The sequence below is a fragment of the Pectobacterium aroidearum genome, from assembly GCF_041228105.1.
Classification (GTDB): domain Bacteria; phylum Pseudomonadota; class Gammaproteobacteria; order Enterobacterales; family Enterobacteriaceae; genus Pectobacterium; species Pectobacterium aroidearum.
This window is the reverse complement of the sequence record NZ_CP166097.1, coordinates 3,367,892-3,393,164: the sequence shown is the minus strand read 5'-3', so window position 1 is coordinate 3,393,164 and position 25,273 is coordinate 3,367,892. Positions and strand designations below refer to the sequence as shown.

20 protein-coding genes are annotated in these 25,273 nt (G+C 57.4%); 4 read left to right on the top strand and 16 right to left on the bottom strand.

Annotated elements, in window-relative coordinates; genetic code table 11:
- Window positions 1–6: 6 nt before the first annotated feature.
- From AB8809_RS15495 to AB8809_RS15450, 10 genes are all read right to left on the bottom strand, one after another.
- Window positions 7–246: a hypothetical protein gene (locus tag AB8809_RS15495; protein WP_180777162.1), complete on the bottom strand. Its 240-nt coding sequence runs from the start codon at window positions 244–246 to the stop codon at window positions 7–9.
- A 106-nt stretch (window positions 247–352) separates the two neighbouring features.
- The gene (locus AB8809_RS15490) at window positions 353–1,807 is read right to left on the bottom strand and encodes an AMP nucleosidase (RefSeq protein ID WP_015839695.1); all 1,455 of its coding nucleotides are present in this window, start codon (window positions 1,805–1,807) and stop codon (window positions 353–355) included.
- Window positions 1,808–1,965: 158 nt separating this feature from the next.
- Window positions 1,966–3,744 carry an ABC transporter permease subunit gene (locus tag AB8809_RS15485; RefSeq protein WP_349854843.1) on the bottom strand — a complete coding sequence of 593 codons (1,779 nt, stop codon included), beginning with the start codon at window positions 3,742–3,744 and terminating at the stop codon, window positions 1,966–1,968.
- A 38-nt stretch (window positions 3,745–3,782) separates the two neighbouring features.
- The gene (locus AB8809_RS15480; RefSeq protein WP_349854842.1) at window positions 3,783–5,294 is read right to left on the bottom strand and encodes an ABC transporter substrate-binding protein; all 1,512 of its coding nucleotides are present in this window, start codon (window positions 5,292–5,294) and stop codon (window positions 3,783–3,785) included.
- A gap of 10 nt (window positions 5,295–5,304) precedes the next feature.
- Window positions 5,305–6,552, bottom strand: a complete 1,248-nt coding sequence (locus AB8809_RS15475; protein ID WP_015839698.1) for an MFS transporter — start codon at window positions 6,550–6,552, stop codon at window positions 5,305–5,307.
- A 98-nt stretch (window positions 6,553–6,650) separates the two neighbouring features.
- Complete coding sequence (locus tag AB8809_RS15470) at window positions 6,651–7,487, bottom strand: dipeptide/oligopeptide/nickel ABC transporter ATP-binding protein (RefSeq protein ID WP_349854841.1); 837 nt, start codon at window positions 7,485–7,487, stop codon at window positions 6,651–6,653.
- On the bottom strand, window positions 7,484–8,326 hold the full coding sequence (locus AB8809_RS15465; RefSeq protein WP_349855479.1) for an ATP-binding cassette domain-containing protein: 843 nt from the start codon (window positions 8,324–8,326) through the stop codon (window positions 7,484–7,486). The genes AB8809_RS15470 and AB8809_RS15465 overlap by 4 nt, the downstream gene beginning before the upstream one ends.
- A 246-nt stretch (window positions 8,327–8,572) precedes the next feature.
- On the bottom strand, window positions 8,573–10,366 hold the full coding sequence (locus AB8809_RS15460) for an aryl-sulfate sulfotransferase (RefSeq protein ID WP_349854840.1): 1,794 nt from the start codon (window positions 10,364–10,366) through the stop codon (window positions 8,573–8,575).
- Window positions 10,367–10,382: 16 nt separating this feature from the next.
- A complete protein-coding gene (locus AB8809_RS15455) occupies window positions 10,383–11,192 on the bottom strand; it encodes an ABC transporter ATP-binding protein (RefSeq protein WP_342412612.1) in 810 nt (269 codons plus the stop codon).
- On the bottom strand, window positions 11,189–12,802 hold the full coding sequence (locus AB8809_RS15450; RefSeq protein ID WP_181847549.1) for an ABC transporter permease: 1,614 nt from the start codon (window positions 12,800–12,802) through the stop codon (window positions 11,189–11,191). The genes AB8809_RS15455 and AB8809_RS15450 overlap by 4 nt, the downstream gene beginning before the upstream one ends.
- 238 nt (window positions 12,803–13,040) lie before the next feature.
- Here AB8809_RS15450 and AB8809_RS15445 point away from each other — a divergent pair, with 238 nt between their 5' ends.
- Complete coding sequence (locus AB8809_RS15445; protein ID WP_349854839.1) at window positions 13,041–14,186, top strand: ABC transporter substrate-binding protein; 1,146 nt, start codon at window positions 13,041–13,043, stop codon at window positions 14,184–14,186.
- A gap of 12 nt (window positions 14,187–14,198) precedes the next feature.
- Here AB8809_RS15445 and AB8809_RS15440 read toward each other — a convergent pair whose 3' ends face one another.
- The 6 genes from AB8809_RS15440 to AB8809_RS15415 all read right to left on the bottom strand — a co-directional run bounded on the left by AB8809_RS15440 (window position 14,199) and on the right by AB8809_RS15415 (window position 21,344).
- Window positions 14,199–15,137: a LysR family transcriptional regulator gene (locus tag AB8809_RS15440; protein WP_180777375.1), complete on the bottom strand. Its 939-nt coding sequence runs from the start codon at window positions 15,135–15,137 to the stop codon at window positions 14,199–14,201.
- 261 nt (window positions 15,138–15,398) lie between these two features.
- Window positions 15,399–16,157 (bottom strand): CDP-diacylglycerol diphosphatase, encoded by a 759-nt coding sequence (locus AB8809_RS15435; protein WP_349854838.1) that lies wholly within the window; start codon window positions 16,155–16,157, stop codon window positions 15,399–15,401.
- Between the two features lie 232 nt (window positions 16,158–16,389).
- On the bottom strand, window positions 16,390–18,399 hold the full coding sequence (locus AB8809_RS15430; protein ID WP_349854837.1) for a TonB-dependent siderophore receptor: 2,010 nt from the start codon (window positions 18,397–18,399) through the stop codon (window positions 16,390–16,392).
- Between the two features lie 196 nt (window positions 18,400–18,595).
- Entirely contained in the window at window positions 18,596–19,843 is a 1,248-nt protein-coding gene (locus AB8809_RS15425; protein WP_349854836.1) for an MFS transporter, read from the bottom strand.
- Window positions 19,840–20,262 carry a hypothetical protein gene (locus tag AB8809_RS15420; RefSeq protein ID WP_336712590.1) on the bottom strand — a complete coding sequence of 141 codons (423 nt, stop codon included), beginning with the start codon at window positions 20,260–20,262 and terminating at the stop codon, window positions 19,840–19,842. Before AB8809_RS15420 ends, AB8809_RS15425 begins: the two co-directional genes overlap by 4 nt.
- Before the next feature lie 113 nt (window positions 20,263–20,375).
- On the bottom strand, window positions 20,376–21,344 hold the full coding sequence (locus AB8809_RS15415) for an AraC family transcriptional regulator (protein ID WP_349854834.1): 969 nt from the start codon (window positions 21,342–21,344) through the stop codon (window positions 20,376–20,378).
- Here AB8809_RS15415 and AB8809_RS15410 point away from each other — a divergent pair.
- Genes AB8809_RS15410 through AB8809_RS15400 form a run of 3 tightly spaced genes read left to right on the top strand, consistent with a single transcriptional unit; the run spans window position 21,344 to window position 25,239 of the window.
- Window positions 21,344–21,559: a hypothetical protein gene (locus tag AB8809_RS15410; protein WP_256542069.1), complete on the top strand. Its 216-nt coding sequence runs from the start codon at window positions 21,344–21,346 to the stop codon at window positions 21,557–21,559. The two genes, AB8809_RS15415 and AB8809_RS15410, sit on opposite strands and share 1 nt — an antisense overlap.
- 33 nt (window positions 21,560–21,592) lie before the next feature.
- Complete coding sequence (locus AB8809_RS15405; protein WP_349854832.1) at window positions 21,593–23,419, top strand: ABC transporter ATP-binding protein; 1,827 nt, start codon at window positions 21,593–21,595, stop codon at window positions 23,417–23,419.
- Window positions 23,419–25,239 (top strand): ABC transporter ATP-binding protein, encoded by a 1,821-nt coding sequence (locus tag AB8809_RS15400; RefSeq protein ID WP_349855478.1) that lies wholly within the window; start codon window positions 23,419–23,421, stop codon window positions 25,237–25,239. The genes AB8809_RS15405 and AB8809_RS15400 overlap by 1 nt, the downstream gene beginning before the upstream one ends.
- Window positions 25,240–25,273 lie beyond the last annotated feature (34 nt).

Below are 25,273 nucleotides of genomic sequence, written 5' to 3'. Positions count from 1 at the left end.
TGGTGATTAGCGGCCAATGAGCCGCAGCTGGGTGCAAAATGGGCAACCACAGCCGTTAACGGAGGTGGCATCGCACTGGCCGGGGTGAATCGTATTCAGCCCCATTGGCGTAAAGCCGGAAAAGGCACGCTTAGCGTCATCAATATTGCGTAGCCCGCTCTCCGTAGACTGAACCATTTTGGCTTGAAACGCAGATGCTTGCGCCGCCACCAGGGAAAGCAACAGAACTGACAGACCTTTCTTCATTGGGTTTATCCGCGATGAAATTTGATTTGTTATAACATAACGAATTTAACCGCGCCAGAGCAGCCGACGGCACGCAGGGGTCGGCTGCCTGAACAACATCATTTGACTAGCGGAACGGCGGCTCGTTAAAGGTACGCAGTTTGCGTGAGTGCAGCTTATCGCTTTCAGCCCGCAACAGATCGATGGCGCAGATGCCAATCTGCAAATGCTCCGAAATCGCCCCTTCATAGAAACGGTTTGCCTGTCCCGGCAGCTTGATTTCACCGTGTAACGGCTTATCCGAGACGCACAGCAGCGTGCCGTAAGGCACTCGGAAACGATACCCCTGCGCGGCAATTGTCGCACTTTCCATATCTACCGCGACGGCGCGACTGAGGTTAAACCGTAGAGCAGAGGCCGCATAGCGGAGCTCCCAGTTGCGGTCATCAGTGGTAACCACCGTGCCGGTACGCAGGCGCTGCTTAACTTCTTCTCCCGGCATGCCGCTGACCATCTTGGTGGCGTCGTACAACGCACGCTGCACTTCGGCGATGCTGGGAATCGGGATGTCAGGCGGCAATACGGCGTCCAGTACGTGATCGTCACGCAGGTAAGCGTGCGCCAGCACATAATCACCGATGGACTGACTCTCGCGCAGGCCGCCGCAGTGGCCAATCATCAGCCAGGCATGCGGACGCATCACCGCAAGGTGATCGCAGATGGTTTTCGCGTTGGATGGTCCGACGCCAATGTTGACCATCGTAATCCCTTTACCCTGGCGGGGGATCAGGTGATAGGCAGGCATCTGATGGTTCTTCCAGGCCAGATCGGACACCGTCTGCTCTGGGTTCGGTGTCTCGGCGGTGATGTAGATACCGCCCGCGCAGGATAGTGCCTCATAGGGGCTATCGGGATCGGCAATCTGCGCACACGCCCAGCGTACAAACTCATCGACATAACGGGTGTAGTTGGTGAAGAGGATAAACGGCTGAATATGTTCCACCGGCGTGCCGGTGTAGTGGCGAAGCCGCGCCAGCGAGAAATCAGTGCGCAGGGCGTCGAAGTGCGACAGCGGCGATGTGGTGGTGGCATGAAACAGCCCGTCGGCCGTCTCGTCTCCAATCTGTGACAGTTCCGTAGTGGGGAAATGTTTGGCGATGCCCGCGCTCATGGAGCGGTCAAGAATCAGGTCGGAACCGTCGAGCACGTAGGGGAACGGAATTTCCTGCTGTGACGGGCTGACGTCAATGGTGACATCATAATCCCCCTCCAGCAGCGCAAGCTGTTCAGCCAGATAAGCGCGTAGAAATGCCGGGCGGGTCACGGTGGTGGAGTAGCTGCCGGGATGGGTGAAACGTCCATAGGCGCGATGGCGGGGATGGCCGGTCGAATTGCCGCTCCAGCTGACGCGCAAGGCCGGGTAGGAAAATAATCCCGCCGCGCGCGCGTTGGCATCGGGCAGGGTGCCATCATTGATGAAGTCCCCGATGGCGTCGCGCAGCGCTGAGACGGCGTCATCATACAGCGCTTCCAGTTTATCCAGAGCCTGAGTGACGGTAAGACTGACGTCGCTGTTATGCATATTCTCTCCTTTAATCACGCTCTGCATTATTCATATCCCGTACTTCGGCAGAGGTTAGCTCACAGCGTAACTGAAGATGCACAGGCCCGCCATCGTGAAATCTGGCGGAACTGTGAGTGTGAAGAGAAGAGAGCGTTGAGGCGGCGTTCCACCATCGATTAGTGCTTGTGGCGACCAGAGAGGTTTGCCGCGCTCACGGCCAGTATCGACAGCACGCCGAGTGCGGCCGCCGGTGCCAGCACGCCCCAGAAGGCACGTTCGATATACGGCATTCCTTCTGCCAGCACGCGTCCCCACTCTGGTGTCGGCGGTGAGGCTCCCAGACCTAAGAAGCCGAGCGATGCCAGCGCCAGCGCGATGCCTGGCAGTCGCAGCATGGCGTGACGAAAGAGTGGCCCAATCAGCGCAGGCAAAACATAAAACAGGCTGCGCCGTATCGGTCCCACGCCAAGGATTGGCAGCATGCGAATATAAGGACGCGCATTAATTTCGGCGACCAGCGCCGCGGTGTGGGCAGCCAGCGGAGCCCAACTCACTGCAATCACGGCAATCGCCGCGCCCGTTGCCGTCGGGCCATTAACGGCGGCAACCAGCAGCCCGGCAATCACCGGCGGCAAGGCGTTGGTCACTTCGATGGGGCCCGTAAGCAGACGCGGAAACAGCCCAACCAGCAGGCCGATTGCCAGACAGGCCAGCGATACCACCAGTGCCAGCAGACAGGTATTTAGCGTGCCGTGGGCGACGCGCGCCAGTAAATCACGCCCCATCGCGTCCGCGCCAAAAGGCAGCAGGAACGACGGCGGTTGCAGGCGTAGAAAGGCAGACGTATAGGGATCGCGCGGTAAGCCAGCCAGCAACAGCAGCGCCAGCAGTAGCACGCAGATAACCGGCAGCCAGATTGCATAGCGAGACACCGGGCTACCACGTTCTTCCGGCACGGGCATCGCCCCGCTCCGCAGCGCGCGTCCGAGAATCAGCAGCCGTACGCCGCTGGCAGCGATACCCGCCAGTGAGGCGATGAGTAAAAGAATCAACACGCCAATCTGTAAGGCGGGCAGATCCTGTGCGGCCGCAGCTCCCAGCGTCGCACGTCCCAGACCGGGAATCGCGAATACTTTTTCGACAGCGATGGCACCACCGGTTAACGAGACCAGCACCAGCCCGACCAGCGGCATCACGCTGGGCAACGTACGTTTCAGCACCGCCAGTGCGACATGACGACGGCTCACGCCCGCCACGCTCCAGGTGGTGAGCCAGTTTTCGCTGAACGTGGCGGAGAGTGCGTCGGCAATAATTCGACCAAGGTAGCCGCCTGCCGGAATACCGAGCGCCAGCGACGGCAGCACCGCGTAGTGTAGGCCCAGCCAGCCATAGGGCGGAAACCACTGTAGCCAGACGGCACCGACGATCAGCAGAAACGACGCCAGCAGAAATTCAGGCAGTGCGGTAAATAAGGCGGCAAACAGACCGCCTGAACGATGAACCTGACCGCGTAACCCCTGGCGAAAGGTTGGGGCGCACAACACGGCAGCCAGTGTGAAGGCCACCAGCGCTGAGGACGCCATCAGCGTGAGCGAGACGCCCGCCGCCTGTAACATCCCCGGAAGGACTGGTCGGCCAGACACCCAGGAATTGCCTGCATCGCCGTGTAGTAGACCTGTCAGCCAGTTCAACAGCAATTGCAGTGGGCCCTGATCCAGCCCGAGAGAGTGACGAATGGCATTTAGCGTTTCCGCCGTCGCTTCCTGCTCGCCGGAACGAGCACGTAGCAGCGCCAGCGCCGGATCCTGACCGGACAACCACGGCAGCATACCAATCAGCACGACGATCCCCGCCAGCGTCAGCAGCCGCGAAAACAGCGGGATCAGCATGCCGTATTGCGGGCGTTGTGTCTGGTTGATGGTTGCACAGGTGCGGCAATATAGCGGTTCGCTCATAAACTCGTCATCTTTCTGGTTGCTGGGCGTGTTACCCGTTATTTCGCGTCGGTAGCAATATGCGTGGTGGCGTTAATCAGCGTGCGTTCACGCGGGTCGCGCAGTGCGTCTTTTACCTGTGCGCTTTCACCCTGAATGACGCGCTCATGCAGCATCGGAATCGCAGCATCGCTGGCAAGGATCAGGTTTTCTGCCTGCATGATGGCCTGACGGCGTGCAACGCCAGCAGGAATCATAGCCGCTTTCTGTAACGCCAGATCGATTTCCGGGCGGCACAGTTGCGCGATGTTGAATGACCCTTCGCAGGCAAAATCGCTGTACAGGTAAGCCACCGGATCGCCGGAATCCAGCACGGTAGCGCGGGATAAAATAAAGGCGTCAAACTTGCCTGCCAGCGCGTCGGACTCAATCTGCGCATACTCACGCACTACCTGTTTCACCGTAAATCCGGCGGCGGTAAGCTGCTGTGCCAGATAGACTGCCACCTCAGGCAGCTCGGCGCGATCGCTGAAGGTTGCCAGCGTGATGGTCGCACCCGCAGGCGTACCGGCTTTGACCGGATTTGCCACCGGCTGGCGCAGTTCCGCCGCCCACGGCAACGCGGGACCTAACAGGCCCTGCGCGATGTCGGCGCGCTTCTCATAAACGTTATCCACCAGCTGTTGGCGATTGATGGCATCACGCACGGCGGCACGCATCGCAGGATCTTGCATCACGCCATGGAGCGTATTCAGATACAGCGTGTTGGTACGCGGCATCGGGACTTCATGCACCAGCGATTGATCCAGCAGCGGTGCCTGAGAAACCGGAATGGCTTCGACAATGTCTGCCGTGCCGGTACGTAATGCAGCCGCGCGCGCTGCACCGTCAGAGACAAAGCTGACGTCGATCCCGCTGGCCTGCGCTTTTTCACCCCAGTAACCGTCGAATCTATCTAACACCGCGCTGCTGGTGCCAGTGACGCTACGCAGAACAAACGGACCGCTTCCGGTATTGACTGGGTTAACGACGCCATTCTGGCCGTAGGCATGGGTAGAGAGAATCGCCAACTGCGGGCTGGATAAGCGCTGGGGCAGCAGTGGATCGGCTTTAGCGGTGGAGACAATCACGGCGTTATCGCCATCGGCTTTTACCGTTAACTGCACGCCGTCCAGAATGCGCGGTTTGGGGGCGGCGGTGGACGCGACGGTGAGCGCATTAACCACCGTGGCGGCGTTTAACGTGGTGTTATCGTGAAAATGAACATTGGGACGCAGCTCAAAACGCCAGGATTTATCATCGATCTGCTGCCATGTTGTCGCTAACGCAGGCTGAGCTTCGCCGAGCTTGTCGAGCACCACTAGCGTTTCTGCCGTGCTCCAGCGCGACAGCTTAAAGGCATCATCGCTCAATGGCGTCAGGCCGGAGCGCGGTGGTTGAAGCATCGCCAGTTTGATTCGGCCGTCATGATGCGAGGTGTGCTTTTCCTCCGGCTCGTTGAAGCAGCCTGACAGCAGCAGTGTGGCTGATAGCAGGCCGGAAACGGGCCACAGGAGATTACGCATATTCATCAGTCTGTCCTTATTCATTCAAGGTTGAAGCGGATTTAAACGGGCGGCAGATGACCATCATCGCCAGCGAACTGCACAGCGGCACAGCGGCGAGCAGCACCCACGGAATAGCGGCCTGTGGCGACGGCGTCAGCGCACGGTCGAGCTGGCTACCGAGTACAAAGTTGCCGACCAGAACAGCAATGCCGCCCATCGATGCCAGCGCGCCATAGTGCGCCCCCAGATTCTGGTTGTTGGCAAAACGCGGGATGAGATCCATACCAACGGGGACGATTAACATCTGTCCCAGCGTTAACAGGGTAATCAAGGAGATAGCCGGAAGCAGGCGCTGCCATCCTTCTGGCGGCGTGCTGGAAGCAAACAGGGCGACACTAAGGAACGAGGCAGACAGCAGTGCGAAGCCCAATGGCAGCATGCGTGCTGCACCAACCCGGCGGGCAAAACGCGCCAGCGGAAGCTGTAATCCGATCACGAGCAGTGAAGCCAGAACAAACAGCGGGCCGAGGTCTTTCTCACTGCTTCCGGAGCGGTGCAGTTCAACTGGCAGCGCCAGATAGAGCTGGTTGTAGCTGAACAGGTAAGCGCTGTAGGCAATGATGAACGCAACAAAGCGCCGCTGGCGGAAGGTTTCCCACCATGGGGCGATGTGTAATTCGCCCTGATTACGCTGCGTCGGCGGCAGACTGAAAAACAGGACGATGAGCGCAATGACAAAGACGCCAGCGCCGGCGAGCGCCACGCGCTGGAATCCGTATCCAGCCAGTACCGAGCCCAGCAGGGGACCCAACACCGCGCCTAGCTCGCCGCAAATCGCAAACAGGGCGAACCACTCGGAGCGGCTGCGTTTTCCCTCTTTTTCACTTTGCGTACCGGCTTGCGCCATTAATGCCTCAATGGCGGGGGAGAACAGGGCTCCGCCGACGCCGGTCAGGCAGGCACCGAGAATAATCGGCCACAGCGAATCGCCCAGCGCCAGCAGGAGATAACCGCTGATGCGTACGACGCAGCCGCACAGGATAATTACGCGTGCGCCAAAGCGGTCAGCCAGCGCACCGCCGACTAAAAACATGCCCTGTTGAGAAAAGGTGCGTAAGCCAATCACCAGTCCGATAGCCCAGCCGGAAAGCAGCATGTCGTCACGCAGGAAAATCGCCAGAAACGGCACGACGGCATAAAAGCCAATGTTGAAAACAAGCTGGCTGCCCAGAAGCAACGGAGGGTAAGGCCGCGGCGTGCGGCTGGCGGTAAGGTCTGACATGTCATCATCCATTATAAGAAGAGTCGTGATAAAAGCCCGCGATGGGAAAATGTGTTATTGACGCGGTATTTTATTGTAAAAAATGTGTGCTCAGCGAGCTAATAACCAGACGTCGACAGCGCGGGTACGGCCTGCAACAGGCGGGCAGTGTGCGGCTGCTGCGGTGAAGCCAGAACCTCGGCGGTGGGGCGATCTTCAATGATGCATCCGCCGTCCATAACCAGCATTCTGTCGCACAAACCGGCGAGCATGGAAATATCGTGCGATACCATCAGTAAACCCATCTTGTTTTGTTTGGTGACCTGTTGAAGCAGCGTTTTAATCTGTTCGCGCAACGGTAAATCCAGACCGCTGACCGGCTCATCCGCCACTAAAAACTCGGGTTGAACCATCAGCGCTCGTGCCAGCGCGACACGTTGTGCCTGACCGCCGGAAAGCTGCCCGGCGACTCTGTCCAGAAGTGTGGTGCTCAACCCCACCTGATCCATGACTTCACGCAGACGGGTCGAATTCTTTCCATTAACATGCCGGTTTTCATCAGGACGGAGTCGTTTCAGCGGCTCGGTGAGAAGATCGGCAACGCGCTGGCGTGGCGCGAGCGAGCCTGCCGGATCCTGAGGAATATACTGGACGCGGCGACGATACCAAATCAGCGAACGCACCGATCCCGGCTTAATCAGGTTGCCGTCGCAGTACACGGCGCCACGCTCCGGCGCTTCAAGCGCGAGCAGGGTTTTTAGCAGCGTGGATTTACCACAGCCGGAAGCGCCAACCAGCCCGACGCGTTCATGCTGTTGTATCGTCAGCGACAGGTCGTGAAAAATCGCACCGGCAGGATCGATCTTTTGCCACGGCAAACGCGACGTTTGGCAATAGCGGCTGACGTGTTCGAGGCTTAAAAACGGTGTGGGAACCGCATGCAGGTGGTGGTTCATCCGGCGAGCGCTCCGGCAATGGTTGCAGGCGATATATTCGTCGTCAATAACACATTGTCGGATAAAAGTGTGTCAGCGCGACGGGCGACAGCAACCAGACTGCGGGTGTAAGGATGCTGTGGTGCATCCAGCAGTTGCAGCATACTGCCAGATTCCACGATCTGCCCGTTTTCCATCACCAGACCGCGTTGGCAAAGTTGTGCGGCAACGGCGATATCATGCGTAATAAACAGCAGGGCGGGGGCGTCCGGCTGGACGCTACGTTCCTGTAAGACCTGCAATACCTGCTGCTGAGTAATGACATCAAGCGCGGTAGTGGGCTCGTCTGCCACCAGCAGACGCGTCTTGCCGAGCAGTGCAAGGGTAATACAAATGCGCTGACGCTGACCGCCGGACAATTCGGCAGGGTAGCGCTGCAACAGGTTGGGAATGTCATCCAATTGCATAGCGCTAAGCAGCGCAGAAAGCTCAGCGGAAGAGGTCGTTTTCAACGCCAGTGACAGCTGTTTTCCCAGCGGCATGAGGGGATTCAGCGCTGCTGCCGAGTCCTGGAACACGGCAGAGACGCGGCCAGTCTGCGGGCGAGCCAGCGCTTTCAACTGACCCACCTCTTCGCCATTGACCCGAATGCTGCCACTAACCTGACAACCTGCTGGCGGCGTGCCGATGACTGCTTTGGCAGTGAGGGATTTACCTGAACCGGATGCGCCGAGTAAACAGACACGTTCACCCGCGAACAGCGTAAAACTGACCTCGCTGACTTTGGCTTCGCCACCAATAGATAGATTAAGGTTCTCTACCTGAAGAATGGCGTCTGTGTGTCTGTTCCAGTTAATCATGGTTAACGTATACGGTTGGTGTAAATCGATATGTAATAACATAACAAATTACGACGAAGTGATGCAAAGGAAATGTGATCCAACGCGTATAAATTGGCGCATCGATGCCGCTCACTCGGCGGCCACGTCCACCGCTGCATAATTTTTTAAGCCGGATATAAATCACCGCAAATTGAGGCATTTGTGTAAGAGGCGGTGGATGGATAGAGCGATCTCACTGGAAGCGAGATCGCATTCAGAGGGGGGTTAGCGTTGCTGTGCGGCCAGCCACTGGCGTAGGCGTTCGGGTTGCTGTGCGCCGCTCAAGCGAGCCCGTTCTCCACCATTTTCGATCCATAGCAGGGTCGGTAACGTTCTGACCGCCAGTTTCTCCGCCAGCGCAGTGTGACGATCGGCGTCCAGATAATGACTCGGTAAGTGGCGGTGTTCCTCGTTATCCAGAATCGTTTCCAACTGGCGGTAGAGGCTTTTGCAGTGGACGCAGCGCTCCGCGCCGACCAGCAGCAACTGTGGGCCTTGTTGGGCTGCCAGTTCAGGCCAGTCGTCAGCGGTCAGTGAAGCAAAGCGCTCGCGGTTGACGGCAAAAAGCTTCGGGCTGCGCTTGAGGTCTTCGCTATCGGTTGCGACGCACAGGGCATCGCCGCTCTTTTTGTAGGGGCGCGTGCCCTCAATACGAATGACGCTGGCGAAGCCGGGGGCGGCGGCTCCCGGTTGACGTAGCCGAGTGTTGTCGGGGGCGATCACTGGCGTTTCCTGTGGACGCGGCAACTGTGGCACCCACTCGTAGGGCACACGGTAAGCGCGATACAGCATGTTGGTATTCACCGTCTTGCCCCAATACGGGGAAATAAACTCCCAGACAATCTCGTGATCGACGGTGACTTCAAAGAGTCGACCATTGGCGCCTTCGTTAATCAGCGTATTGCCGTTCGGCAGGCGCTGGATATTACTGATGTACGGGCTGTAAAAACGGAAAGCGTCGGTCGGGTGTGGAATGCCTGCTTCGTAGGGCGAATAGCGCCAGACAATATCCAGCGTCACCGGGTTGATTTCCAGCACGCGCGAATAGTCACGCCAGGCGTTTTTCACGCCGTCGGCCGAGGCCGGATTGGGTGCGCCGTAGCCTGCCCAACCACCGTTATCAAACACCAGAATATTGCCCGCCCCCGGCAAGCCCGCGGGTATCATATGCGCGTGATGCTGGCCGATAATCCAGCCAATGTGTTTGAGTTCAGGCGTGTTGTAATTAGGACCAAGCTGCCAGACGATATTGCCACTCTGTTTGTCGATGATGGCGATGATGTTGGATTCGCGGGCGTCCCAGATAATGTTATCCGGGTGGAAACGGGTATCGCCTTGATCGAACCACGGGTTGGGGCCGAGTGCCGACATGGAGTTGATGTGCATCCAGTCGCCCATGCCGCCGCCACTTTTGCGCAGGTTAGGATTGTTGTACAGCGCGGTTTTCGCATCGTCGTCAAAGCCCAACTCGTCAAAATGATCGCTGCAACGCCATTCCCATAAGATGTTACCTTCCCAGTCCACCTCAATAATGGTGTCGTCGAGCAGCAGTTTGTCGCTGATCCGTTCGTTATGCAGATTGGTATGCGCCAGCAGTAGCGTGTTGCCGCCAATCGACTGCGGCTCTTGTCCCGGTGCGTAATAGCCGACCGGATTACCGCTGCGCTGGTAATCATGATGGACGCGCGCCATCCATTCTGGTGGGAGATCAGGATCGGTAATGTGTTCATAGCCGTTGAATTTCCAGACGACGTTGCCGTCCCAGTCCACCTGAATCAGATCGACCATGTCCTGCATGCCGTAGCGCGAATCACGTTCACCGCTATGCCCGAGGATGTAACCGCCGGGCAGGATTTTGTTGGGAAAACCGTGCAAGCCTTCCCACAGGCGTAGTTCGGTGCCGTTCATATCCACCAGCACCGCGCCGCGCTCCAGCGCCTGAAAGACAGTGTAGCCGCCCCAGGCTTTTTCCGGGTTGTAAATCGTCGTACCGGTCGGGTAGACGGAAGGGTGTCCCATAATGGTGCTCCAGTATTTATGAGTTCAGTGAAGAGAAAGCGGCCGCGGTATCGGCGGGCTGAGTCAGCAATGCGAGCAACTGGCTGCACTGCTGGTGAAAATCTTGGCTGTCACGCTGGCGCGGATGCGGCAGCGAAATTGTCGCAATCTGGCGGATACGACCCGGTCGCGGTGCCAGTACGACGACGCGATCGGCGAGATAGACGGCTTCTTCGACATCGTGGGTGACCAGCAGCGTGGTGGTGCCCTCCGCCTGATGAATGCGGCGCAGCTCCTGCTGCATCTGCTGGCGCGTTAGCGCATCCAGCGCACCAAAAGGCTCATCCAGCATCAGGATGCGTGGGTTGGCGACCAGACCTCGTGCGATCGCGACACGCTGCGCCATGCCGCCGGAAAGCTGGGCGGGTAGGGCGTCGGCAAAATCCTGCAAGTGCACAAGCTGAATAAAGTGGTCGATCAGGCGTTTCCGCTCTTTGCTATCGATCGCCTCATTCGCCAGCCCGAGTGCGATGTTTTGCCGTACCGTCAGCCACGGAAACAGGCGCGGTTCCTGAAACACCATGCCGCGCTCGCGCCCGATACCGCGCACGGTTTGCCCTTCAACCAGCACGCGTCCCTGATAGTCGTTGTCCAGACCGACCAACATACGTAACAACGTAGATTTGCCGCAGCCGCTGCTGCCGACAATGGCGACCAGTTCACCGCTGTGAATCGACAGGGAAAAATCATCAATCACCGTCAGCGCTTCGCCCTGCACGCGAAACTGTTTACGCAGGCGATCGAACTGCACCACCGGTGGCGGCACATCAAGGGGAGTGGACGTCATGCGATTTCTCCTGCGGAACGCCAGCGCGTCATCCGCTGTTCCAGACCTAATCCAACGCGGTCGAGTACCGCGCCTGTTAATCCAATCAACAGCATGCCGCTGATAATGAGGGGCATATCCAGTAACTGTTGGGCGTTGATCATCAGGCTGCCGATTCCCGTGCCGGATGACATGAAATATTCCGCGCCGATGGTGCCAAGCCAGGCGTAAATCAGCGACAGACGTAAACCCGCAAAGATGGCGGGAGCAGCACCCGGCAGAATCAGCACCCTCAGACGGGTTGAGAGACGGAGCTGTAACACCTGTGCGACTTCCTGTAAGGCCTGCGAACGCTGGCGGATACCGCGATGGCTGGCTACCAGCATGGGGAAGAAGGAGGCCAGGGCGACAAAGGTGATTTTCCCGGCTTCATCGTTGCCAACCCAGGCGGTCAGCAGCGGTAGCCAGGCAAACAGTGCGATCTGACGCAGCGTCGCGACCGTGGGCGTAAAAAGGGCGTCGCTGGTGGCGTTTAGCCCCAGCAGTACGCCACCTATGAGGCCAGCAACAATGCCACATACCGCACCGGCGAGCGCGCGAGTCAGGCTGGCCTGCATTGCCTCAGTGAGTGAACCGTCGTGGACGCCTTGCAGCAACATGTGCCACACGTCTGCGGGCGGTGGCAGGAGTAACGGATCGATCCAGCCAAAACGGCTGGCCTGTTGCCAGAGCAGCAGAAGCAGGAACGGTAAAACCAGCGCGGATAAGCGGCGAGACGGCGCAGCGGTTAAGCGACTGAGCGGCGGGTGTGGCCAGAAGACCAGACGACGTTCCAGCTGATTGATTGTCCACTCCATCGTCAGCCCTGCCAGACCTATCACGGCGATGCAGACAAACACGATATCCAGTTGAAACAGCTGGCGTCCCCATACCAGCAGGTAGCCAATGCCCTGAGACGACGCCAGCAGTTCGACCACAATCAGCGATACCCATGCCTGCGAAAGCGCCAGTCGTAAGCCGGTTAGCCAGGTGGGGAGTGCGGCGGGCAACGTTAATTTGATGAGGCGCTGATGCCACGGCAGGCGCAGAGTGCGGGCGACTTCCTGGAGCGCATGCGGCACGTTGCGCACGCCCGTTTGCGTATGCAGCGTCACCGGGATAATTACCGCCTTGATGATGACCGCAAGTTTTAAGCCGTCATCAATGCCAAACAGCACCATAAATAGCGGGATCCAGCCCAGCGTCGGGATCTGTGCCAGCGCGTATACCGTCGGATGCAACAGATGTTCGGCGCGGCGTGAAGCGCCCATGAGCGCGCCAAGCAGCGTTCCCGCCAGTAAGCCTGCCAGCAGACCGCTGGCTAATCGTTGCAGGCTGATAAAGAGCTGCGGCAGGAGATCGTTGTGCCAGAGTTCGACGGCGGTGTTAGCGACGACGTTGGGGGCAGGGAGAATCTGGGCGGGCATCCAGCCGTAGTGGGTGCTGATATACCACAGCGCCAGCAGTGCCAGCGGCACAATTAGTGGTACTACAAGCGACACAATTCTTGGCACGACAAGAGAATAGGCCCGTGCTGTCGGTAGAGCAGGCCAGATGTTCGCGTTTTTTTTCAGCAGTATCGACTTATTCATTTTATTCCACGAAAGCATCACGACTGGATGAATAGGGAATAAAAAACAGGTTTCAGCTTTGAACGCCAATGCAATAAAGCGATGGTCGCCGTGCAAGAAATGCATATGCGTAGCCCGCGCCCGCCAGTGCTGATTTATGCTTTTTTCCGCTGAACAAACCTGTAAATGTTATTTAAGCCTGATGCAGACGGTTCGTTAGTTTTCATGGTAGATGAAACAAATTATTGAGGAAAACCGTATGCACCAACCATCAATCCCATCGATAGCTATTTTATCGGTAACTTTCCATTCTCGCTGGCGACAGGGGCTGCATAAGTTCATTGGCGGTGCTCTGTTGATGAGCACGGCGCTAATGGCATCGACTGTTCAGGCAAACGATGCGGCCCCACAGGATGCACAGAAGCCGACAGAGATTCGCATTGGTTTGCCGGACCAAAGCGCGGGCAGCAAACCCTTTATCCGCGGGCCGTTGGGGTTGGCGCATATTCAAAAGCAACTGGAGAAAGAATTTGAACCGCAGGGCATCAAGATTCAGTGGTCGTTCTTTAAAGGCGCGGGTCCGGCGGTAAATGAGGCGCTGGCGAACAAGCAGTTGGATGTGGTGTATTTGGGCGATCTGGCGGCCATTATTGGTCGGGCGGGGGGATTGCCGACGCGGGTGCTGCTGGGATCGCGCGGCTCTAATTCTTATCTGGCGGCGACGCCGGAATCGGGTATTCAACGCATTGAAGATTTACGCGGTAAGCGGATTGCAGTCTACAAGGGAACGGCCGATCAGCTGTCGTTTGAGCGCGCGATTAAAAGCGTTGGGCTAAACGAGCGCGACGTGCGGGTCATCAATCTGGACTGGACGGCGGGCAAAGCGGCGCTCGCAGCCAGACGCGTGGATGCAGTATGGGGCGGCGTCTCCCTGCTGGCGTTGCGTAAGCAGGGAATTAATATTGTGACCACCAGCCGAGCACTGGGCTGGGCGAATACCACGCAGGCTGCGGTGCTGGCGACGCAGGACTTTATCGACCGCTATCCCGGCACGACACAGCAACTGGTGAATGTGCTGGTGGACAATGCGCGGTGGATCGGCGAGGCGCAGCACCTGCCGGACTATACCGCGCTAATGGCAGAGCAGAGCCAGATTCCGCAGGCGATCTTTCAGGAAGAGCTGAAAGCGGAAGATCTCCCGTTTCAAAGCTCACCGCGTCTCGATCCGTTCCTGCTTAGCAGCTTGCAGGACAGCATAGAGCGGGCGAAAGCCGCCGGACTCATTCGTAACTCGTTTTCAGCCAGCGACTGGTTTGCTGGCGAGTTTGCCGATCGGGCATTGAAGGCCAAAGGACTGGAGTCAAATTGGCCGGTGTATGACGCCAGCGGCAATCCCGCAAAATAATCACGTAGGCGCTCACAGGGTCGGCAGTGCCGGAGCGGGTGAGCGCAGTTTGTCCTGCGCCAATATAGCTTCAATCATCAGTTCAGCCAGCGGAGGCAACGTTCTCTGCAAACAGGTGACAATGCCAAAACGGGTTTGCATGTTTCCCCATTCCGGTGGTGTTCCCGTCAGCGGAATTTCTACCAACTGGTGGCTTAATCGTCCCAGTGCGAAGCCATCCTCGCTGGCGAAGCTGATGGCCTGCGTATGCCGCAGGATACTGAACACGGAATAGATATGGTCACACTGAATTTGCGGCCGATAATCGGGCTGGCGCGTTAAGGCGGCCAGCACCTTGCGCATACCGACGGGCATAAAAGGGGACGCGAGCGGAAAGCGCAGCAAATCGTCCGGCGTCACGGTTGCCTGTTGTGCCAGCGGGTGTGAAGAATGGCAGATAAAGAAGCAGCGCTGCTGGCTTAATGGCTGTACGTGGAGATGGGTTTCCATTTCGGCCTGCCAGGTATCGGCAACGATAAAAGGCCATTCGTCGGCCAACAGTCGTTCACGCAGAGACTGCCAGTTATCCACGCTGTAGGTGACTCTGGCGCGTGGGCGCAGGGCATGGAAATGTGCGACCGCCTTGGGGATCAGCGTGGTAGAGGGGGCGGGGCCACAACCAAACGTCAGCTCACCTTCCTGCGCCTCGCTGATCTGCCGCATGTCGGTCATCAGCTCCCAGGACAGCTCCTGCATGCGTCGGGCAAACGGCAGCAGCGTATTACCTTGCCACGTCAGCGCAAAGCGACGGCTCTGACGATCGATAAGCGGATGTCCCATCGCTTGTTCCAGCGCCTGAATGCTGCGACTGAATGCCGACTGTGACAAACAGACGGCTTCTGCGGCCTGTACAAAACTCCCATGTTCGGCCAGTGCAAGAAAATTGCGTAATTGCCGTAAATCCAGATGCATGTTGCAGCTACCTAACATATCGATTTTCCCCACTTTTTAGGCGGAGGTTGGCTGGCAACGCAATGAATAAAAAGTCATAAGTTATAGCGAATTGATTACTATACCCGTCACACTTCAAGTTGCATGTGCGTTGGCTTCACTCGGTCACCCGAATCACTTACTTGGGTAAGCTCATCGGGACTCCCTCACTTGCCGCCTTCCTGAAACTTGAATTCTTTAGGGTATATCGATCTTCAGTCCGCCGTCTGACGCGGCCAGCGGCTATTTCGCCAGCGCACAGGAAAAGTCCTGAATTTCTTCCACCGATCCGAGATTCATATTGAACACATCAAGGCGACTGGCGAGCAGCACCTTTTCGCCTGCGGGCGTGGAGACCATCGCGAGGCCATATTTGCCGATAGATTCATTCCGCTGCTGGGCGTAGCGATCGAGTGTTTTGAACGGATCGCTTTGCGTCAGTTCGTTCGCTGTGAGCGTTTTTGCCAGATAGACGTGTCCGTTAATTTTCACAGGCAGCGTTTTCCAGTCGGCAGAGAGCGTTGGAAACTGCTGGTTTAACGTCTGATAAATTTCCGGACGCATACAGGCGATGTGGATATGCAGCTGGTTTTGCGTACGGCCGTAGCGTGAGTTAATCGCCAGCGAAAGATAATCATCTTTGATCGGTTTACCCGCTTCGTGCGACAGATGGCCGCGTCTGTCCCATGCCTGCATAAAGAAATTGGGTATGTTTTGCTGCAAGAGTTCAGGGCTTTCGATACCGCTGATTTTATCCGTCGGGAGCAGCAGGTCGTGATAGGGGCCGTTTCTGTCATCAAAGAGCACGTAGCCTTGCGCCAGATTGACTTCCAGACAGGGCGCGGAATTGCCATTACGCTGCTGGTTGGGCACGCACTGTTCGCTGACGATCTCCCACAGCGCGTTGCTGTTTCCCCGGCTAACCTTCCACCCTATTGCCGCGGCCGCCGCGAGTAAAATGATGGCAGAAACAGTGAAGATCAAGATCGTGTTGCGTTTCATGACGGGTCTCCGGCAGGCGCACAAAGCGCCAGGTAGCAGGGAAAAACGGGGCATGATAAGTCAGTGACAAGCCAGTATGGGACAGCGGCGATGTCATTAATATGACTTTGGTGAAAGGAGAAAGGCTAATCGGTAAGGGATTGTAAGAGAGAACGGTGGTGGAATAGCACACGACGCTGCCTTTTAACCTGTATAGCAATATGATTAAAAGGCAGCAGGAAAACGAAAGAAATCAGAACAAATCGACCCGCACGTCCACGCCAACGGTTCGGCCTTCATTGACCTGTGCGTAGCCCGAGGTGCCGCTCATGAAGCCAAAGGTGCGGTAGCGGCGGTCGAAGACGTTATCCACATAGCCGGCGATATTCACCCGGTCAGTGGCCTGCCAACTGAGGCGCAGGTCGGTCGTGGTATAGGTGCCCTGACGCAACGCGTTGTCGCCGTCGAAGTAGTGTGGTCCTACTACGTTGAAGGCCAGACGCGGCATTAATGCGCCGAATGAGGTATCAATCAATCCGTTCAGGCTGGTACCGGCACCGTAGCGCGGTACGAAAGGCACGCGCTTATCCTGATAGCTCTCACTGTCACTGGTAAATTCAGAACGGACATAAGTGCCGTTGATATCCCATGACCAGTTGGGAACGAACTGCCACTTCAGCATCATCTCTACGCCGCTGGCGTCGGCGCTGCCTGCATTGCTGAGTGTTTGCATACCGACCGGGCCGGAATACAGCTGCATATCACGCGTGTGGGTATGAAACACGGCACCCTGAAGTTGCACATCGCCGTTCTGATAGCGCGAGCCGATTTCATAGTTAATCGATTTCTCCGCATTATAAGGAATGGCCTGAGTGCCAGCGGCGGGCGAGTAGTTAAAGCCAGTTGGCTTGTAGCCCTGCGCGACGCGGGTATAGACACGCCAATCATTGTTCAGCAGGTAGCTGGCGGAGAGCTGTCCCAGTACCTGATCGTCATCAACGCTATTGCTGTCGCTCGCGCTCATGCCGGAGAACTGCTGGTGGTAACGGGTTTTAGCTTTATCGTGCGACACACGCAGTCCGCCACCCAGATCGATACGGTCGGTCAGGTGCCAGGTCAGATCGCTGTAGGCGGCTAACGTCTCCGTTGACGTGTTGGCATTGCTCTTCATGAACGGAGAGCCTGCCATGCTATAGGTTAAATCGAGTTTTTCACGCGTGTTCTGTCGGTAAAGGCCGAACACCATATCCACCGTGCGGCCTGCGCCGTGTGTCGCTGCACGCAATTCCTGCACGTCCTGATTCCAGCGCTCCGGCATGTCGGCAATCAGCGTACTGTTCGGGAAGGTGCGCTCGTAATTTTGCTGCTGCCATGCGCCGATCAGGCTGAAGATCCAGTTGTCGGTAGTGTATTTCCCGCTCAGCGACTGGCTATGGGTGCAGCGGCGTAGTTTGGGATCCGGCGATCCGGCGGCGATCTCCAGCGTCCGGCTTTTCACATCGCCAAACGGCAGATAGGTATCCTGCGTGGCGCGCGTGCAGTCTTCCGTTAGTGCCAGACTGGTTTCCCACGGTTGGCCCTCGGGAGCCAGACGTAGCCGAAGATTCCCGACGCTGGACTTTGTCCCGCCGAGGTTATCGCTGCCCGTCGCGGGGTTGGTCATCGCCCCCGAATCGACCTGACGCAGCAGGGTTACACTGCCGTACAGCAGGCCATCCTGAATGGGACCGCTGAGATTGATTTTGCCGTGATAGCCATCGCGGCTGGCTACGCCGCCTTCGACATAGCCACGCGGCGTGCTGTCCGGCTGCTGAGTCACGATATTGATAATACCGCCCTGTGCGCTTTTACCGTATAGCGTTCCCTGCGGGCCTCGCAGCATTTCGATGCTTTCTACATCGGAGAGTGCCTGCACGGTGTGAGTGGCGAGCTGTGGTACGCCGTCCACGTAGACCGTCACCGCCGGGCTGTAGAAATCCTGTGCGGAAGACACGCCGCGCAGTGAGATGGAGGGGAACAGCAGGCTACCGTTATTGCCGAGATTCAGGCCGGGCATCACGCGGGTCAGTTTGTCGGTGCTGGTGACCCCCGCATCTTTCAGTTCCGGTGCCGTGACGACGGTGGAAGAGACGTTATTGGCCGAGGCAGAATAGGGTGACTGTTTGCTGGCGGAGACAACAAGCGTATCTTCCTGAGCGGCAAAGGCACAGGAAGAGAGAAATATGCCGGTTAAGGCAAGCGGATAAAGACGCGTTATTTTCATTATTAAATCCCTGAAAAGACTAAAATCGATGTCAAAGGCAACGGTTTTCATCACGTCACGCTTTATTGCGGTACGAAAAGCGCGTAAGACAGAGAATGATGAAAGTTAAATGATAATCGTTTGCATTTTTTGGGCTACCCGTATCGGGTCTATTTCAACCCGAATACAGCAGCCGTCCTGCCCGTTTTCTCTGTGGTCAATCCTGTCCTCGCTGGCTGACGGTAGCGGGTGTAACGCCGTCAGAAAACACGCGAGAAAGCCGTAGAGATAGCCGTTTGGCAGGCCACAGGCTGGCGATGGCGAAGCAGGCCAGTACGCCCAGCGTGGTCTGATAGTTTGTGTAATGTGCTAACTGGAGTGCGGCGATCGATACGATCATGGCGACGGCGGCATCGGTGGACTGAAACAGCGCATAGTCGGACGCAGGTTGATGGGGTCTGACCAGTCCCATCAGGACGTTGTATAACGTGACAAACCCAATTGCAGCGGCCAGATTGACCACGCCAAAGAGCGCGATCCAGAGATTCAGCGTAAACAGCGGATAGCCGACGGCCAGCGCGACGGCGAGTAGCGCGTGCGTGACCATCACGGGCAGCAGGCAACGCAGTGTGCCCATGCGACGAATCAGGACGTTGGCGAGCACAATCCCTACGCCGCTGACGACGGTGCTGTACACGGTCATGATCATACCCAATTGGCTCAGGCTAAGCTTTTGGTCGATCAGCATGACGGTCTGTAGTGCCATCATGCCGCGCATTGCCAGATAGAAAATGGCCGTGAAGGCTAATACCGGCCAGAGCGCTTTAAACGTCAGACGGTTGAGCGTTGGGCGTGCGGTTTGCTGAATCTGATGATGCTGAATTTGAGGTTGCCGGGTATAGCGCAACGGCAGGATGAGCATCAGCAGCGATAAACCCGCCAGTGCGAAGAAGCCACCTCGCCATCCCGCCTGTTCTGCAATACTCAGGAATGCATAAGAGCCGAACAGAATCCCCAGATAGCTGCCGCCGACCTGTGCGGTATTCGCCAGCGCGCGACTGGTGGCGCTGGTGGTACAAATCGTGATGCCGTCGGCATAGATATCGTGGCTGGCGGAGAGCAGCGCTAACAGCATCAGCGCGATGACAATAGCCAGAACAGACTGCTCTGGTGAAATCATGCCAATCCCGACCAGCATTATCGCCATTGCGATCTGGAGTAGTACCAGACTGCCTAAATAGGGATTACCACGCAGAGGAAGTGCGTGACGCTCGCCCCACGGTGCCCAGAGGCATTTGGCAATCCACGGGAGAAAGGTCAGCGACAGCCAGCTTAACTGCGCAAGATCCAACCCCGCGTGGCGAAAATAGCCCGCCACGCCTTGCATAATGAGTGCGGTGATCATGCCCTGATGAAGATAGAAACACCAATAGGGCAGATAGCGTGTTATCGGCCTGTCTGTCATGGTTTGTCGCGATCCAGCAGCGTTAGCGCCAGCGCCTGTGCTTCCAGTGAGGTGGCTACAACATAATAGGCGTAAGGTGCCTGCCCGGACTGCGCCCAGTTCTCCGCCCATTCCACGTATTTTTGCCTTTGAACGTCGTCGCTTTCGATACGAATGGCACCTGCGCAGTATTGCTGTTGCTGGCTCACGTTATCGCGCGTCCACTGGAGGTAAGCATTCATAAAAACGGGTGAGCGATGGGGGAGGTCGGCGCCGGTCATACAGAGTACAAAACGTTCTTTTCTGGCATACAGCTGATTGATCTGCGCCATATAGTTAGCGGATTCCTCGTCAGGCACCTGCTCCGGCATGTGTAAGAAAACTATCGGCCAGGTGTGTGTATCAAGGAAAGGGTGTGGCGTTGCAATGGAATCGGGCATGACGGTTTCTCCGGCTTATCATGGAGAAAATGATAATCATTCGCTTTTTTGGCGCCACCCGAATCCAGTCTATTTGTACCCGTATCGGGATGAACGGTAGCGCTGGTTTTCCACTAAATGTTCAGGCGCTTGAAAGCGGAAGGTGTGACGCCAAACTGTTTTTGGAAAGCGGCGCTAAAGTGACTGGCGTTGGCATAGCCCAGATCGGTGGCAACCACCATAACGGGGGCGCCCGTGGCAAACAGGCGACGCCGCGCTTCATGCATACGTTCGGCCTGGAATAACCCATAGATGCTGTTATTGAAGAGCAGGCGGAACCCGCGTTTCAGCTTGAGAACGCTTAACCCGGTTTCTCTGGACAGCATGGCGATAGTGGGTGCCTGTGACAAATCCGCTAACAGCAGATCTTTGGCGCGCAGCAGCTTGTGGCGATCGGCCAGACTCAGCGTGTCCTGCTGGAGGGCGGTGTCGGCATGTCCGGCGACGGCGAGACTCACCATAATCATGCTTTGTCCCAGCAGCCACAGCGGTGCATGGCGGCTTTCACCGGCCTGCTGCGGATGCGTTAACCCAGACAGCGCATGGCTTAATACCTGAGCCGTTGCCCGCATTTCGGCGTTGCAGTCACAGTGGGTGCAGAGCCTGCCGGAATCCAACTGCTGTTGCAGGTTACCGGCGAGATCCGGCACCCAGTTAGCCAGTAGCTCGGGGCTTAGCGATACGGTGACACTTTCAAACTGCCCGGCGTAAGACGATGTACCCTGACAGTCTGGGGTGTAGCTAATGCAGCCCGAGCCTTGCTTCAGCAGGTGTTCACGCCCCCGATCGCCTTTCAGTGCAAATTGCGAGTCTCCCTGCAATGAACAGGAAAAATTGATGCGTCCCCAGTCGTCATGCAAATGCATGGTGGTGGGCTGTCGGAACTGTCCACGCCACACCAGAATATCCAGCCCTTCCTGAAGCGTGGCGCGCAGCAGGCTACAGTCCGCACCGGTGTCCGGCCGCACAACGTGCAGTTCAGCAATCAAATTTGAAATAGTGACTTCAGGTTCGCTGGTGGCTTTCAGTGGGGAGGCGTTCAATGGGCAGACTCCTGGAGATGCTGGTTGCGGTCATCGGACGATCCGGCCATTTGGCGATCCGATCATTGGGCGATCATGGCAACGCGGCTGATGGCGGTAACTCCGTACCGATTCGGGTAGAAATCGGCTCGAATCGGGTAGATACGCAATTGAGAATAGTTATTATTCCTGACTTTATTGCCGCCGTCGAGTTGATTTGCTTACGTTACGAGTAAGCGACTGTGCGGGAAGGAGAAAAGAGAAAAATTATGCCACATTCCGCTGTTGAGGGCGGTTCATCCGCTGCCACGCCGCCTTCTACGCCACAGAGCCGCGCCTGGCACATTATGCACCCTGTAAGAGGGCAGATTCGTTTGGCGATGTGCCTGTCAGGGCTGTCGGTTCTGGCTGGCACCGCATTTCTGCTTTTTCTGGCATGGGGTATCCGACTGCTCATTTTACAACCCGCGTCATGGCCGTTGTTGACGATGGTCGGGGCGGTGCTGTGTTTGAGCGCCAGCTATCTACTGCGTTTGCTGGCTTTTGACCAGTCTCACTATGCCGCATTCCGGCTGGAAAACCAGATTCGCATCGCGCTGGCAGAACAGCTGACGCGGATCCCACTGGGCGAGGTGCGGCGTTTGGGTACTGGCTCGCTGGCGAAGATCGTGCAGGACGATGTCAAAGCGCTCCACCTGTTTGTGGCGGACAGCACGCCGCTCTATGCGCGTGCTTTTGTGGCGCCGCTGTGTACGGGGGCATTGTTGTTCTGGCTGGACTGGCGCTTAGCACTGGCGGCCTTGCTGGTGCTGCTCGTCGGCGCTGCCGTGCTGACGCTGGCGATGCGCGATGCCGGTGAGATGAACCAACGCTATAACCTGGCGCGAGAAGCGGTTAGTACGGCAGTGATTGAATTTGTACAGGCGATGCCGGTAGTGCGTACCTTCGATACCGGCGCGTCAACGTTTGGACGCTACCAGCAGGCGCTGGAACATTATCTGGACGTGCTCACGCGCTGGTATCAGCAGGCGGGTTTCTCGGCGCGTTTCTCCTTCGCGATACTTAATCCGCTTCCAACGCTGCTGGTGCTGTGCTGGGTGGCGTACGGTTTCTATCACTCCGGCGATCTTGATTTCAGCCTGTGGGTAGAGGTGCTGCTGCTCGGCAATGGCATGGCAGAGGCCATTATGCCGATGATGGCACTGAATCACATGGTGGCGAAAACCCGATTGAGCATCAGCCGGATTCAGGACGTGCTGGCATTGTCGCCGCTGCCGGAAGCGGAAAATGATGCCTTACCCGCTGATGCCAGTGTGAGCTTTGAGCAGGTGAGTTTTCGCTACGACCGGCACGTGAGCGACTGGGTGCTGGAGGATGTCAGTTTTCAGGTGCCAGCAGGATCGGTCACGGCGCTGGTAGGCGCATCTGGCGCGGGGAAAACCACCGTGGCGCGGCTTATTCCTCGGTTTTGGGACGTAACCGCCGGGCGCATTTTGATTGGTGGTGTTGATATCCGACAGATGAAAACCGCCACGCTCATGCAGCAGGTGTCGTTTGTTTTTCAGGAGTCTTTCCTGTTTGCGGACACTATCGCCAATAACATTCGGCTGGGTGTGCCGGAGAAAAGCATGGACGAGGTGATTGCCGCCGCAACGGCAGCGCAGGCGCACGATTTTATCATGGCGCTGCCGCAGGGCTACGACACGCCAGCCGGTGAGCGCGGCCAGTTCCTTTCCGGCGGTCAGCGTCAGCGCATCGCCATTGCGCGGGCGCTACTGCATAACCGGCCGATTCTGGTGCTGGACGAACCCACGGCGTTTGCCGACCCGGAAAACGAGGCAGCACTGCTGGCGGCGCTCGGCGTACTTATGCGAGGTAAAACGGTCATCATGGTGGCGCATCGGCTGTCGACGATTCGTGATGCCGATCAGATTGTGGTTTTCGATCGCGGGCGGCTGAGCGAGTCGGGTCGCCATGATGCGCTGTTGGTTGCACAAGGCCGCTATAGCGAACTGTGGCGGCATTATGAGCAGGCGCAGAATTGGGCGTTAGGCGGCGCATCATCAGTTAATGGGCAGTCAGGAGAGCGGGCGTGATGAATGAAAAGCGTGCCTCAATAAACAATATCACCATAAATAATGCCGCCATAACGGCGCGGCTATCCGCGTGGTGGCACACGTATCGTCAACTGGAACGCGTCACGGGTTCGCAGGTTCTCCACTTCCGTCGGTGTTGCCTGAGCTTGCTGGCGGCGGCTGTTGCGCAAGGGTTAGCGCTGGCGTGCCTGTTTCCGCTGCTGTCTGCGTTCATGCACGCGGCGGCGGCTCGCGAGATAGCTATATGGCTGACGATCATGACATTTCTGAGCCTGTTGACGCTGGTACTGCGTTGGTATGGTCAAGGGTTTGAATATCGCGGGCAGCTTGCGGCGGCGACCCATGAACTGCGTATGCGTCTGGGAGAGCAGTTGCGGAGTATGCCGCTGACCACGCTTCAGTCCGCACGGGCGGGGGATATCAACGCGCTGCTGCTAGGCAGTGTGGATGAGAACCTGAACTATATGCTGGCGATAGTAAACCAACTGCTGCTGGCTATTGTGACGCCTGTCGTGATTGCGCTTATCATGCTGGTGGTCGAGTGGCGGCTAGGCGTCAGCCTGTTGCTGCTTTTTCCCGTCATCGCGCTGCTTTATCGCTGGAGGCGGCCCGCATTTGCGCACACGATGCAGGCGCTGGCGGAGGCTAACCAGCAAACCAGCGCCGATATTGTGGAATATGTGCAGGGGCTTGCCGTCCTGAGAACCAGCTGTCAGCAGGCTGAGCGCACATCGGCGCTGCGTCAGCGTTTTCAGCATCTACAGCAGATACAGACGTCATCTCACCGTCGCGGTGCCAAACCCGGTGCGGTGGTCGCCAGCGTCGTGGAGTTGGGCCTTCAGGGTGTGCTGATTCTGGGGATTAGCGGCGTTGTGGTGGGGGCGTGGGATACGGCCATCGTCGCCGCGATGATGGTCATTGTCGTGCGCTTCTCTGAACCGCTGGCGACGTTTGTCAGCTATACGGCCGTGCTGGAGTTGATTGAGACGGCGTTGCGTCGGATTGACGATCTGCTGGCCATTGAACCGCTGCCACTGCATCAGCCCGTCGCGGTGCCGACAACATATGCGATTACGTTCGAACAGGTGAGTTTTCACTACGTGGATGAGACTGAACCGGTACTCGATGAGGTAAACATCATGCTACCGGAGAAGGGAATGACGGCGCTGGTCGGGCCGTCGGGTTCGGGGAAAACGACGATAACACGACTGTTAATGCGTCATGCGGATCCGCAACGCGGGCGCGTTTGTATCGGCGGCGTCGATATCCGCCACATTCCAACGCGTGAATTAAATCGGCTGATTTCCGTGGTATTTCAGGACGTCTATCTATTTGATGATTCGGTGTTGGCAAATATTCGGATGGCACGCCCGGAGGCCAGCGACGCAGAGGTTGAACGGGCTGCGGAGGCCGCCCAGTGTCTGGAATTTATTCAACGGCTGCCGCAGGGATGGCAAACGCGGTTGGGCGACATTGGCGGCCGATTATCCGGCGGTGAACAGCAGCGTATTTCAATCGCGCGGGCCTTATTGAAGGAGGCGCCAATTGTGATTTTGGATGAACCGACAGCGGCGTTAGATACCGAAAGCGAGCTAGCCGTACAGCGGGCGATTGACAGGCTGGTACAGGACAAAACGGTCATTGTTATCGCACATCGGCTATCGACGATCGTGGGGGCACATCGCATTCTGGTTGTGGAGAAGGGCGTTATTTCCCAGCAGGGTACACACCGCGAATTACGGCTTGCTGAAGGGCGTTATCGCGCGTTGTGGAATACACAGCAGAAGAGTAAACGTCTATCCCATAATGCTCAGGTTTAAGGGGCATGTGGAGGGTGGAATAGACTTGATGAGA